This is a genomic window from Streptomyces solicavernae, assembly GCF_029968095.1.
GTDB lineage: Bacteria > Actinomycetota > Actinomycetes > Streptomycetales > Streptomycetaceae > Streptomyces > Streptomyces solicavernae.
Map to the genome: position 1 here is coordinate 1 of NZ_JASCIR010000062.1, position 13,017 is coordinate 13,017.

Genomic DNA, 13,017 nt, shown 5'->3' on the forward strand with positions numbered 1-13,017 from the left:
GGGAGGTTCCGGTGGCGGCCAGAGCGTCGAGCGCTTCCGTACGCACCTTGGAGGGGCCCGCGCCGAACCGGCCGTCGGCGGGCTTGATGTCAGCGGGAATCTGGATCTCGATCACGGCGCGAGCCTAGGGACGCTCGGGCGATCGCCCCTGCCCTCGCCCTCTCCCCCGCAGGCCACTTTGCCAACTCGGGTATCGGAGTTGGCAAAGTGGCCTCACGGCGTCGCTCCCCAACCAAAAACAAAACGGGTTTCTTTTATTTTATTGAGGCGGTCACACATAACCCGCAGGTAGGGAGCTCCGTACATGCCAGACCACCGCCCGCCCCACAGCACCCTTGACTCCATCGACCAGCTCTTCCTCCGACAGGCCCGGCAGACCCCGGACGCCGTCGCACTCGTCTCGGGCAAGCAGCGACTGACCTACCAGCAGCTCCTGGACCGTGCCGAATCAGTGGCCGGCCGCCTGGCCTCGCTGGGGGTGGGGCACGAGACGCTCGTCGCCATGGCGTTCCCCCGCGGCGCCGACGCGGTCGTGGCGATGCTCGGGATCATCCTCGCGAAGGGCGCCTACCTCCCGGTCAACCCGGACTTCCCCACCGGCCGGATCACCCAGCTGCTCGACGATGCCCGGCCCTCCGTACTGCTCTGCGGCGACGGGCTCTCCGACCCCCTCACGGACGCCGTCCCCGCGGGAACCGCCCTGTACGAGCTGAAGCAGCTGGACCAGGTGGAGCGGCAGCCCGTCCGCGCGGTCTCCTCCGCGAGCTCACTGGCCTATGTGATGTACACATCCGGAAGCACGGGGCGACCCAAGGGCGTCATGGTCGAACACGCCGGTGTCATCCGCCTCGTACAGGACGCCGACTACTTCGACTTCTCCCCGCGCCACCGCTTCCTGCAGACCGGGGCCCTTGAGTTCGACGCCGCCACCTTCGAGATCTGGGGAGCGCTGCTCAACGGCGCCGTCCTGCACGTCGTCGACCGCGACGTGCTCCTGACGCCCGCGCGGCTCAAGCAGGCCGTGCAGGCGACCGGAGTCACCGTGCTGTGGCTCACCTCGCCGCTGTTCAACCAGCTGGCCGACGAGGACGCGACCCTCTTCGCCGGGGTCGAGACACTGCTCGTGGGCGGCGACGTGCTGTCCGTACGGCACATCAACCTGGTCCGCGCGGCCTGCCCCGGGCTACGGATCCTCAACGCGTACGGGCCCACCGAGAACACCACCTTCACCACCGTGTTCCCGGTCGACCGCGACTACCGCACCGCCATTCCCATCGGCCGGGCGGTCAGCGGTACTTCGGTCCACGTGATCGGCCCCGACGGGCGCCCCGCGGCCCCCGGACAGGTCGGGGAGCTGTACACCGGAGGCCTCGGCCTCGCCCGTGGCTACCTGGGCCGTCCGGACCTCACCGCCGAGCGCTTCGTGGAGCTGGCGGGCGAACGCTGCTACCGGACCGGGGACCTGGTCAGCGCCGACACCGACGGAGTGCTCTCCTTCCACGGGCGGGCCGACGACCAGGTGAAGATCCGGGGCCACCGGGTGGAGGTCAAGGAGGTGACCGCCGTACTGCTTGAGGTCTCCGGAGTGCGCGACGCGCACACGGTGGTCACCGGCGAGGGCAACGGGCGCCGACTGCTGTCCTACGCCGTCGCCGAGGAGGGGATCGACGCGGACGCGGTGCGCGACGCGCTGCGACTCGCCCTGCCCACGTACATGTGCCCCGACCAGGTCGTACTGGTGCAGGCCCTCCCGCTGAACGCCAACGGCAAGGTGGACATCGCCAGGCTCCCCGCACCGCCGGCCCGCGCCGCCCGCGGCCCGGTACCCGCACGCACCCCGATGGAGGACGTGCTCGCCGGACTCTGGGCGGACGTGCTCCACCTGGACGCCGCCGGGATCGCCCCCGCCGACGACTTCTTCGAGCTGGGGGGAACCTCCCTCACCGCAGGCGCCCTCGTCGGCCGCATCCACCGCGCCACCGGCGCCGCGCTCAGCCTCCAACAGCTGTTCGCCGCCCGCACCTTGAGCGCGACCGCCGCCGAGGTGAGCGCCGCCGAACGCTCCGAACTCCTGCCGGTCCCGGTCGTCCCCGGCCGGACCGAGGCCGTGTTGCACCCCCAGCAGCGCGCCCTGTACGCGCTGTGGCAGACCGACCCGGACTCCACCGCGTACAACATCCCCTTCCGGCTCGACATCGCACCCGGCCTCGACGCAGGGCGGCTGCGGGACGCGCTCGGTGCGCTGGTCCGCCGCCATGACGCGCTGCGCACCGGCTTCCGCATGGACAGCGAGGAAGTGCGGCAGGTGGTGGCGCCGTTCGCGGGCTTCGAGCTGGAGACGGCGTCCGGCCCGGAGGTGCCTTCCGACTCCGTCGCGACAGAGCGGTTCGTGCGCCCCTTCGACCTCGCCGCACCCCCGCTGCTGCGCGCCCTCCTGGTCAAGGACGACGACGCAGACCGGCTCTACCTGGACGTGCATCACATCGTCTTCGACGGGGTGTCCCTGGCGGTCCTCGTCGAAGAACTCCTCGATCTGTACGCGGGCATCGAGCCCGTCCCCTCGGGCGCCGGATACGGCGACGCCTCGGAGTGGTTCGCCGGGCAGCTCGGCTCCCTCGCCATGGCCGAGTCCGGGCGGTACTGGCGCGAGACGTTCACCGAGGTACCCGCGCCGCTCGCGCTGACCACCGACCATCCCCGGCCCTCCGTGCGCGGAACCCGCGGCGACGTCCTGCGCCTGGAGCTGGGCGCCGCGCGCAGCCATGCGGTCCGGGAGAGCGCGGCGCGCCATGCCGTCACCGGCTTCACCGTGCTGCTCTGCGCCTATGCGACCGCCCTCAGCCGCATCACAGGGCAGCGCGATCTCGTCATCGGCTCTCCCATGAGCGGGCGTACGCACCCGGACGTCGACCGGATGGTCGGCATGTTCGTGAACACGGTGGCGCTGCGGCTGCGGCTCGGGGACAGCGACACCTTCCGTGACGTGCTGCGGCGCACCGGCGAGAGCCACGGGCCCGCACTGACCCACCAGAACTACCCCTTCGAGCAGTTGGTGCAGGCGGTCGTGCCGCGGCGCGACCCGAGCCGCAACGCACTGTTCGACGCCTTCTTCGCCCTGCAGAACATCGGCTTCCACTCCTTCCGCCGGCACGGCCGGCACGTCGAGGTGGCGCTGCTGCACCAGGGCACCTGCCGCTTCGACCTGAATCTGCAGGCGTACGAGCGCCCCGAGGGCACGGTCCTCGAATTCGAGTACAACACCGAGCTGTTCACCGCCTCCTCCGCACGGTTCCTGCTCGACCGGATCGTCGCGGCCCTGGACGAGCTGACCGCCGATCCGGACGCTCCCGCGTTCTGGCCGGGGCCCGCAGCCGAACGGCCCGCAGCCGAACGCCCCGCCACCCCTGTATCCACCGCCGCGCACTTCTCCTTCTAGGACACCTCATGGTCAACGCTCTTGAACTCCAGTCCACCCTCCGAGAGTTCCCCGGCCAGGCTGCCTTCTGGCAGCGGCACCCGGCCCTGCGCGACGAGCCCACCGTGCTCGTGCGCGACCACTCACGCCGCCGCACCGGCGGGCGGCCCGCCGTCACCGCGAAGCTGGCCGACCGGGCGCTGGCCGCTGCGCGGACACTGACCGGTGACGACCCGGTGCTGCTGCGCACGGTGGGCGGCGCGGTCCTCGCGCTTCTCGCGGCCCGCGCAGCCGACCGTGCAGGAGTCACGGTCTTCCTGCCCGTGCCGACGGCCCCCGGACCGGTCGCGGCACGCGCCCTGCCGGTCACCACCGAGGTCACCACCGCCACCACCGGGCAGCAGCTCCTCGGTGCTCTGCGTGCCGACTACCTCGGCGCGCTGGCCCATGCGGACATCCCCGTGGGGGCGTTTCTGGACTCCGAGGACGCACGCCCCAGCGATCTGATGCTGGCCCTCGACGGCGACCTCACGGACGCGGACGCCGATGAGCGCGGCTGCCCTCTGCTCTTCGACCTCCGGGCGCTGACGACGGACGGGCCCGGCGAGGTCGTCGTCTCCTACGACGCCGGCGCGTTCTCCGAGGCCACGGCACAGCGCCTCGGCGACCTCTTCGCCAGGCTCTTCGACGCGCTGCTGGCCGACACCGCCCGCCCGTTGGGGGTGCTGCTCGGCCCGACCGACGCCGAAGCAGCCCTGATCGCCGGGGACTTCAACGACACGGCTGCCGACTTCCCCGCCGAGCGCACCCTGCACAGCTTCCTTGAGGAGCGTGCGGCCGACACGCCCGGCCTGGTAGCTGTCGCGGACGGGAACCTGACCTACGGGGAGCTGAACGCCGCCGCCAACCGACTGGCGCGGGCCCTGCGTTCGCGCGGCGTCGGCGCGGACAGCGTCGTGGGCGTCTGTCTGCCGCGCTCGCCGCGCATGCTCGTCGCGGTGTACGCGGTGCTCAAGGCCGGCGGCGCCTATGTGCCGCTCGATCCGACCCTTCCCCGTAACCGCATCGAGTACATCCTCGACCACAGCGGGACCTCACTCGTGCTGGTCGACGAGGGCACGGCGGGCGTCGTGCCCCAGCACGCCTCGCTCGATGTGGCGGACCCGGCCGTGGCCGCCGAGGACAGCGGCGACCTGCCTGCCGTGAGCGGCCCGGACCATCTCGCCTACGTCATCTACACCTCGGGATCCACCGGGCGGCCCAAGGGCGTCATGGTTGAGCACCGCGCCATCGTCAACCGGCTGTGGTGGATGCAGCGTGCCTGTCCGCTGGGCCCCGACGACACGATCCTGCACAAGACCCCGTTCACCTTCGACGTATCGGTGTGGGAGATCTTCTGGTGGTCGATGGCGGGGGCCTCGGTGGTCACCCTGCCGAGTGGCGACGAGAAGAACCCGGAGCTCATCGCCGAGCGCATCGCCGCGTACTCCGTCACCACGATGCACTTCGTGCCGTCCATGCTGCATGCCTTCCTGCAGTACGTCGTCGCCACCGGAGACACGGCCGGACTCGCCTCACTGCGCCGGGTGTTCGCCAGTGGCGAGGCCCTCGCGGTGGGCCACGCCCAGCTCTTCACGCAGGAGCTCGGCGCCCATGCCGAACTGGTCAACCTGTACGGGCCCACAGAGGCCGCGGTCGACGTGTCCTGCCAGCCGTGCACCGGCATCGACACGACCCGCCCGATACCCATCGGCCGCCCCATCGACAACATCCGCCTCTATGTGCGTACCCGCGACGGCGGCCAGGCCCCCATCGGAACCCCGGGCGAGCTCTGCATCGCCGGTACCGGTCTGGCACGTGGCTACCTCAACGCCCCGCAGCTGACCGAGGAACGGTTCGTCCACAACGGCATCGAGGGCACCGGACGGCTCTACCGCACCGGCGACCTGGCCCGCTGGCTCGCCGACGGAACCATCGAGTACCTGGGCCGCATCGACACCCAGGTGAAGATCCGCGGCTACCGGATCGAGCTCGGCGAGATCGAGCACGTCGCCGCCGCCGCACCGGGCGTGACCGACTGCGCCGTGACCACGGTCGAGGACGCGACGGGCGACCGCTCCCTGGTGGCGTACGTGGTGCCGGGCGAGGGCTACACCGAACAGGCCCTGCGCGCCGCGCTCGCGTCCGAACTGCCCTCCTACATGGTGCCGCAGCACCTGATGGAGATCGACGCCGTTCCCACCAACCACAACGGCAAGCGAGACCTGAAGGCCCTGCCCGCGCCGGTCGCCGCCGCACCCGCCCAGGAACGGGTGGCGCCGCGCACGGACGTGGAGCGGACCCTCGCCGGTATCTGGGCCGAGGTCCTCGGCACCGAGGAGATCGGCGTCCACGACAGCTTCTTCGCCCTGGGCGGTGACTCCATCAAGTTCATCGCGGTCCTGGCCAGGGCTCGCGCCGCCGGACTGCACTTCACCTTCCAGGACCTGTTCGCCCACCCCACCGTCGCCGAGCTCGCCCACCTGGCCGCGGACGGAGCCACGGCCGGGGCCCAGGAGGCCGACGCGGCCGTCGAGCCGTTCGCGCTGCTCGCCGACGCCGACCGGGAGTCGCTGCCGGACGGGCTCGACGACGCGTACCCGATGTCGCGCCTGCAGGTCGGACTGATCTTCGAGGCGACACGCAGCGACAGCGAGGGCATGTATCACGACATCCTCAGCTATCGGATCGCCGGCCGTGTCGACCTTGAGGTGTTCGGGCGCGCGGTGGCCGAAGTGGCGCAGCGCCACCCGGTGTTCCGGACCTCCTTCCACCTGGCAGGGTTCAGCGAGCCCGTGCAGCTGGTGCACCGGGAAGCGGCGTCGCCGCTGTCGGTGGCGGACCTGCGTGAGCTGTCCGACGAGGCCAAGCGCGAGGCGCTGGGCCGTTTCGCCACCGAGGAGTTGCGTGCCGGCTTCGCCTACGGCACCCCCGACCTCGTACGCATACATCTGCACCTGCTCGGCGACGGGGAGTACCAGTACTCACTGAGCTACCACGACGCCGCGCTCGACGGCTGGAGCGTCAACACCATCCACCGCGACGTCTTCGCCACCTACTTCGCGCTGCTGGACGGCAAGCCGCTGCCCGAGCGCCACAGCGGCCAGTCCTACCGGGACTTCGTGGCCCTGGAGCAGCAGGCTGTGGCCTCCGACGAGCAGCGCGACTTCTGGCTGCGTCTCCTGGACGGTGCGGAGAACACCGCGCTGCCGCGGCTGCCCGACTCCGACTCTCCTGTTCCGGCCGTCGCCATCCACGACGTCGACCTGCCGCAGGGCCTCTCCGCCTCGGTCATCGCGACGGCCGGGACGCTGCGGGTGCCGGTGAAGTCCCTGCTCCTCGCCGTGCACACGGCGGTGCTCGGCTTCGTCGCCGGCACCGACGACGTGCTGACCGGGTACGAGCACTCGGGGCGGCCCGAGGTGGAGGGAGGCGAGAAACTCGCCGGGCTGTTCCTCAACACCGTGCCGTTCCGGGCCTCGCTCGCCGACTCCACCACCTGGGCGGGGCTGGTCGAGGACGTCTACCGGGCCGAGACCGGCATGCTGCCGTTCCGCCGCTTCCCGATGGCCGAGATCAAGAAGGCGGTGGGCACCCAGGAGACCCTCTTCGAGTCGGTCTTCAACTTCACCCACTTCCACGTCCTGAAGGACCTCTCCGAGCGCGACGGCTTCGGCCTCGTACGGTCCGTGGTCAACGCCCAGACCGAGTTCCCGTTCCGCGCGGAGTTCTCGCAGGACGCGGTCAGCGACGAGGTACAGCTGAGCCTGCACTTCCACAGCGATGTGCTGACCGCCCAGCAGATCGGGCTGATCGGCGGCTACTACCGGCGCGCCCTGGAGCAGCTGGTCGCCGACCCGGGCTCCCCGCGTGCCACCGGCGCCCTCCTCGACGAGGAGGAGCGGGCGGCGCTGGCCGGCTTCAGCGGTCCCGGACGCGCCCTGCCCCAGGGCACGTTCCTGGACCTGTTCGCCGAGCAGGTGCGCACCGCCCCGGAGCGCACCGCGCTGGTCCATGGCGCACAGCGCCTGACCTACCGGGACCTCGACCGGGCGGCAGAGCGGGTGGCCGCCCACTTCGCGGCGCACGGTGTCGCGCCGGGTAGCGTGGTGACGACCGTGTTGCCGCGGGGCGTCCCGTGGGGGGTGACGGTTCTTGCGCTGCTGAAGCTGGGCGCCGTCTATCTGCCGCAGGAGGCCGACTACCCGATGGAGCGGGTCGCGAAGGTGCTGCGGCGCAGCGGCTGCCGGCACATCGTCGCCGATGCCCGATCCGCGGAGCGATTCCGCCCGGCCCTGGCGGCGACGGGCCTGGAGCCCGATCTGCTCGTGTACGAAGAGGCCGCCGCCTTTGACGCGGTGGGCACCCCGGCCCCGCTTCCCGCGCCCGGTGACCCGGCCTACCTGATCTTCACCTCCGGGTCGACGGGCGAGCCGAAGGGCGCCGTCATCCGTCACTCCGGGATGCTCAACCATCTGCTGGCGAAGGTCGAGGACCTGGATCTCACCGCGGACGACCGGGTGGCTCAGATCGCCACCCAGTGCTTCGACATCTCGGTGTGGCAGCTCCTTGTGGCCTGGCTGCGCGGCGCCTCGACCGTGATCTACGAGCAGGAGGCGGTCGTCGAAGTCCCGGCGTTCCTGCGGTCGTTGGCCGAGGACCGCATCTCGGTCCTGGAGGTCGTGCCGTCCTACCTGGACGCGGTGCTCACCGAGACGTCGATGCGCCCGGTCGCCCTGCCGGAGCTGCGGGTGAACCTGGTGACCGGGGAGCCGCTGCCGCCGGCGCTCACCCGGCGGTGGTTCGCGCAGTACCCGGAGATCCCGCTGGTCAACGCGTACGGTCCGACCGAGGCGTCGGACGACGTGACCCACCACCGCATCGAGGGACCGGTGGACGCGGTACGGGTACCGGTGGGCCGGTCGGTGATCAACACGGGCATCCATGTGGTCGGCGACGACGACGGGTTGCGCCCGCTGGGCAGTTACGGCGAGATCGTCGTGACCGGTGCGGGTGTCGGTCTCGGGTATGTGAACGACCCCGACCGCACCGCGGCGGTGTTCCAGCCCAACACCCTCGACGACCGCTCCGAGACCCTGTACCGCACGGGCGACATCGGGCGCTGGCTGCCCGGCGGCATCCTGGACTGCGCCGGCCGAACCGATCACCAGGTCAAGGTGCGCGGCTACCGCATCGAGCTCTCCGAGATCGACGGGGCCGTGCAGCGCCTCGCCGGTGTCGACGGGGCGGTGACCCTGGCCCGCAAGCTCGCGGGCGAGACGCGTCTCGTGACGTACTACACCGGCAGCGCGGAGCCGGAGGTCGAGGAGTTCCGCCAGGGGCTCGCCGGATTCCTTCCCGGCTATATGCACCCGGAAATCCTGGTGCGGCTGACGGAGTTCCCGCTCACCCCGAACGGCAAGACCGACCGCAAGGCCCTGGAGAAGAGCGCGGTCGCGCCTCCCGTACGGCATTTCGAGGCACCGGCCACCGACGCGGAGCGCGAGGTCTGCGCGCTCTTCGCCGAGGCCCTCGACCTGGACCCGGCGGAGGTCTCGGCCGAAGGCAACTTCTTCGAGATCGGCGGCCACTCCATCGCCGCGATGAAGGTGGCGGCGCTCTCGGACGGTCGTATCGCCCTGCGCGACCTGCTGGCCCACCCCACGCCACGGCACCTGGCGGGGAAGCTGGCACGCCGGGGTGACGGTTCGCGGGAGCTGCTCACCGACCTGACGAGGGCGGCGGGCGCCGAGATCCCCGATCCGGTGCTCACTCTGGTGTGCGTCCCCTTCGCGGGCGGCAGCGCTGTCAGCTACGTCCCGTTGGCGCGTGAGCTGGCGGACGGGGGGCGGGTGAGCGTGCTCGGTGTCGAGCTGCCCGGGCGGACCGCCGACGACGGCCGGGCCACCGTCCCCATCGAGCAGCTTGCCCGGGAAGTCGCCGACGAGGTCGCCGCGACGGCCCGGGGGCCGGTGGCGGTACTCGGCCACTGTGCGGGATCGGCACTCGGCCTGCTCCTCGTACCGGAGCTGCGCGAGCGGGGTGTGGAGGTACGCGGACTCCTCGTCGTATCCAAGATCCTCAAGTCGGTGGACCCGGCCGACCACCTGTCCAACGAGGTCCTGGAGATGTCCGATGACGCCGTCCTCCAGTGGCTGGTCGACAACACCGGACTCGACGAGGTGCACAGGCTCTCCGCCCGTGAACGCGCGGATCTCGCCGGTTCCTTCCGGTACGACACCGTCGAGGCCACCCGCGGCTTCCGTCTGGCGCTCACGGCGCTGGCCGACAACCCCCTGGGCTGCCCCGTCACCGTGGCCGTCGCCACCGACGACCCGCTGACCGCCGGGCGCGCCGACGCCGCCGACACCTGGCGGAGCCTGGGCACCCGGGTGCGGACCGTGGTCACCGACCACGGCGGCCACTACCTCAACGTCACCCGGCCCGCGTTCCTGTCAGGGCTGTTCCTGGAAGACCTTGCCGTCCGCAACTGACCGTTCCCGTACTGCCGGTGGCCGCGGCGTGATCCGCCGCGGCCACCACCCCTGTGTCCGTACAGTCCACCACGAGAGGACCCCATGACCATCGTGACCATCGCGCTGATGGGGGCGGTGACCTTCGCCCTCCGCATCGCGTTCTTCGGCCCGCTCAAGCCGGAGGGGATATCGCCCCGCATCGAGCAGTCGCTCCCCTATGTCATGCCTGCCGTGCTGATGGCCATCATCGTGCCCTCCGTGCTGACGGCTCCTGCTGCCGACAGCGGCCCGTCCTGGCTGACGCCCTACCTCGTGGGAGCCCTGGTCGGCTTCGCGGTGGGCGCCTTCAAGCGGGACAGCTTCTTCCTCGTGTTCGCCTCGTCCATCGCGGCGTTCGTGGCGACGGGACTCCTCCAGTGAGCGCGCGGCCGGCGGCAGCCGGTACCGCACCGTCCCGGTCCCTGGAGATCCGCAGGGGCCTCGTGTCGTCCGTTCCGATCGCGGTCGGAGCGATCCCGTTCGGACTGCTCGTGGGCGCGGTGGCCCAGCAGTCGGATCTGAGCCTGCTGGAGACGATGCTGCTCAGCGCGCTGGTCAACGCGGGCTCGGCGCAGATGATCGGCATCGGCATGCTGGCGTCCGGCGCCGCCTGGCCCCTGGTCGTCCTCACCACCCTGGTGGTCAACGCTCGGCACATCTTCTACTCCGCCTCCCTGTCCTCGGAGGTCAAGCACCTGTCCCCGGCCTGGCGTTCGGCGCTGGCGTTCGGCATGACGGACGCGGTGTACGCCCTGACCGCGAAGCGGTACCGCGAGGAGCCGGGACCGGACGGCCTCCAGCACTGGAACGTCATGGCGGCTTCGGTCGCGGTGTACGTGGCATGGCTGACGTCCACGCTCACCGGCTGGGTGTACGGCAGGGACCTGAGCAGCATCGACGGGCTCGGCCTGGACTTCGCGATCTACGCGACGTACATCGGTCTGGTCGTCTCCTGCTTCACCCATGTGCGGGCGGTCGCGATCGGCCTGCTGGCCGGCGGTCTCGCGCTCGCCATGCACCAACTCCCCTACCAGAGCGGCCTGTTCGCAGCCACGCTGGTGGCCGCCGTGGTGGCGAGTTTCTGGGAGGCCCGGGTCCGGAGCCGGGCCGTGCCCTCCGGGGAGAGTGAGCCCCGGATCGTGGCGGAGGACGCGAAGGAACCGGAGAGCACCCGGCGCTGACCCTTCGGCTTCTCCAGCCTGCGCCCTGTATGCCGGACGGCCCCGGCCGGCGGACCACTGGTCCGCCGGCCGGGGCCGTTACCGTTACCGTGCACCGTCCTGTCCCCTCAGGACCTCAGGGCCGGATCAGGGCCGGATCAGGGCCGGGGCCTCGGGGAGGTATCCCGCCCGGACGAAGAAGTCGATGTACGTCGCGAACAGGTCGCGCGTCATCTCCGGGCACTCCACGCCCGTTCCGGCCAGGGCCTGCTCCGTCTCCGTGACGTCGATGGGCGGGTAGGCCCCCTCACCGTTCTCGGCGATCTTCTCGAACATGTCGAGGAGCGGGTTCAGCGCATTGTCGCTGTCGCCCTGTACCCGCTCCAGCCACGCGGCCCGGTCCACCTCCTCGATCTCGTACCCGAACGCCCGCAGGTACTCCAGGATCGTGGTGTAGCGCACCTCGTGGGGGTTGGAGAGGTGGAAGGTCCGGCTCGCGCAGTCGGGCTGCCGTGACAGGGTCACGATCGCCGAGCTGACGTAGTCGACCGGCACCATCCGGAAGACGATGTCGGTTCCCTCGGGCACTGCCGCTGCCTTGATCAGGCCCTTCAGACTGAGCCATACGAAGTCCCGGGTCTGGCACGCCCCGGATCGCCGGTCACCCGAGACGACGTCGCCGCGGTAGATCGAGACGGGCAGCCCGCGCTCCCTGGCGAGACCGATGATGTGCTCGACGACCCACTTGGTCTGCCGGTAGCCGTTCATCACGTCGGTGGAGGCCAGTGGGTCGGTCACCTTCAGCGGCACCCCCTCCGTGAGCGGCTTGTCGAAGACCCCGGTGGACGAGACGAAGTGCACCGGGACGGTGCGGTGGCGGGCCGCCATGCGCAGGACTTCCTCGGTTCCGCCCACGTTCGCGGCCTTCAGCGTCGTGTACGTGTGCAGCCAGTTGACCAGGGCACCACCGTGGAAGATCACGTCCACGGTGCGGGCCAGCTCGTCGAAGTCGGCTTCCGGGAGGCCCAGGCGCGGCTCGGCCAGGTCTCCCGGGTGGACGATCACCCGGTGGGCCCGGGCCTCGTCCCAGACGCCGTACCAGCGGGAGGTCTCCCGCAGCCGCTCCAGGCCCTCGGCTGCGTCAGCGGCCCTGACCAGGCAGTGCACACGTGCCGATGTCGTACGCAGCAACTCGCGCAGCACGAAGGCTCCCAGGAAGCCGGTGGCACCGGTGAGGAAGACCTCCTTCGGGCCCTGAGCCGTCGTGATCACTTCGGCCGCCGGGACGATGTCGTCGGCCAGCCGGACCTCGGCGGGGAAGTCCACGGCCTGGGCCGTGCTCCCGGCGCCCGAGTCCGTGAGCTCCGCCAGCAGGTGAGCCGCCAGGCCCGCCGGGGTCGGGTGGTCGTACACCAGACTCGCGGAGAGCCGGATGCCGGTCGCGGCACCGAGGCGGTTGCGCAGGTCCACCGCGGTGAGCGAGTCGAAGCCCAGGTCGAGGAAGCCTCTGTCGGCGTCGATGCCGGCCGCGTCCGCGTGGCCCAGGACCGCGGCCACCTCCGCCTTCACCAGGTCGTTCAGGAAGGGAAGTTGCTCGTCGGCGGGGAGGTCCCGGATGCGGTCGCCGGCCGGGCCCGCGGTCCCGGCCCCGTCGAGCGCCGAGGGGCGGGAGGTGGTGCGGGCGAGCGTGCGCAGGAGCGGCGCCACAGGTCCGTTCAGTGCGCGGATGGCCGGCAGGTCGAGCGGGGTGGCGACAGGGGTGGGAAGGGCCAGTTCGAGGGCCGAGTCCAGCATGGCCGGGCCCTGTTCCATGGTCACGGGGCGGTAGCCGTCGCGGGCGATGCGGTCCAGATCGGTCTGGTCCAGGTGGCCCGCGATGCCTCCGTCG

General features: G+C 71.2%; 5 protein-coding genes and 1 pseudogene. 4 read left to right on the forward strand and 2 right to left on the reverse strand.

Annotation, left to right across the window (positions count from 1 at the left end; all coding sequences use genetic code 11):
* A pseudogene (locus QIS99_RS31455) lies at nt 1-115 on the reverse strand (phosphoserine transaminase); the annotation flags it as partial.
* A gap of 189 nt (nt 116-304) precedes the next feature.
* Here QIS99_RS31455 and QIS99_RS31460 point away from each other — a divergent pair.
* The 4 genes from QIS99_RS31460 (at nt 305) to QIS99_RS31475 (ending at nt 11,150) form a co-directional block, all read left to right on the forward strand.
* Nucleotides 305-3,436, forward strand: a complete 3,132-nt coding sequence (locus QIS99_RS31460; RefSeq protein ID WP_282517164.1) for an amino acid adenylation domain-containing protein — start codon at nt 305-307, stop codon at nt 3,434-3,436.
* Nucleotides 3,437-3,444: 8 nt separating this feature from the next.
* The gene (locus QIS99_RS31465) at nt 3,445-9,948 is read left to right on the forward strand and encodes a non-ribosomal peptide synthetase (protein WP_282517165.1); all 6,504 of its coding nucleotides are present in this window, start codon (nt 3,445-3,447) and stop codon (nt 9,946-9,948) included.
* An 84-nt stretch (nt 9,949-10,032) separates the two neighbouring features.
* Nucleotides 10,033-10,350, forward strand: coding sequence for an AzlD domain-containing protein (locus QIS99_RS31470; RefSeq protein ID WP_282517166.1), 318 nt, complete (start codon nt 10,033-10,035; stop codon nt 10,348-10,350).
* Between the two features lie 62 nt (nt 10,351-10,412).
* Nucleotides 10,413-11,150: an AzlC family ABC transporter permease gene (locus QIS99_RS31475; RefSeq protein WP_282517167.1), complete on the forward strand. Its 738-nt coding sequence runs from the start codon at nt 10,413-10,415 to the stop codon at nt 11,148-11,150.
* Between the two features lie 126 nt (nt 11,151-11,276).
* Here QIS99_RS31475 and QIS99_RS31480 read toward each other — a convergent pair.
* A partial coding sequence (locus QIS99_RS31480) for a thioester reductase domain-containing protein (RefSeq protein WP_282517168.1) occupies nt 11,277-13,017 on the reverse strand: 1,741 nt, incomplete at its 5' end.

Coding starts and splice junctions, on each gene's coding strand:
- QIS99_RS31460 (WP_282517164.1), top strand. CDS start 305: ATGCCAGACCACCGCCCGCCCCACAGCACCCTTGACTCCATCGACCAG.
- QIS99_RS31465 (WP_282517165.1), top strand. CDS start 3,445: ATGGTCAACGCTCTTGAACTCCAGTCCACCCTCCGAGAGTTCCCCGGC.
- QIS99_RS31470 (WP_282517166.1), top strand. CDS start 10,033: ATGACCATCGTGACCATCGCGCTGATGGGGGCGGTGACCTTCGCCCTC.